Source organism: Adlercreutzia equolifaciens, from assembly GCF_029076695.1.
GTDB lineage: Bacteria > Actinomycetota > Coriobacteriia > Coriobacteriales > Eggerthellaceae > Adlercreutzia > Adlercreutzia equolifaciens_A.
In genome coordinates, this window is record NZ_JARFIK010000657.1 from 1 (window position 1) to 287 (window position 287).

Annotated in this window: 1 protein-coding gene; it reads right to left on the reverse strand. The window is 36.6% G+C overall.

The window, feature by feature from the left end; genetic code table 11:
* Window positions 1-150 precede the first annotated feature (150 nt).
* A complete protein-coding gene (locus PZH32_RS14200; protein ID WP_343074588.1) occupies window positions 151-285 on the reverse strand; it encodes a transporter substrate-binding domain-containing protein in 135 nt (44 codons plus the stop codon).
* Window positions 286-287 lie beyond the last annotated feature (2 nt).

The following is a 287-nucleotide window of genomic DNA, read 5'->3' on the forward strand; positions in this document are numbered from 1 at the left end:
CCAAGTACTACACCAATCAATACTGCAAATACAGTAACCAGCAAAGTGATCTTCAGACCATCTGTAATATATCTCCAGCGGTTATCATCTATAAAATTCGAAATAAAACTACTTTTCAATTCTTGCATGTTCTCATCCTACTCTTCTGGATTATTTCTTAACGATGATCATCTGTTTTCCTGTGTAATAGGAATCAGAAAAATCTACCTGTTTCTCTCTTTCCTTTGTAACAGTCATACCAGCCGCACCAAAATCTGCTTTTCCGCTGTCAACTGCTGCAATAATTG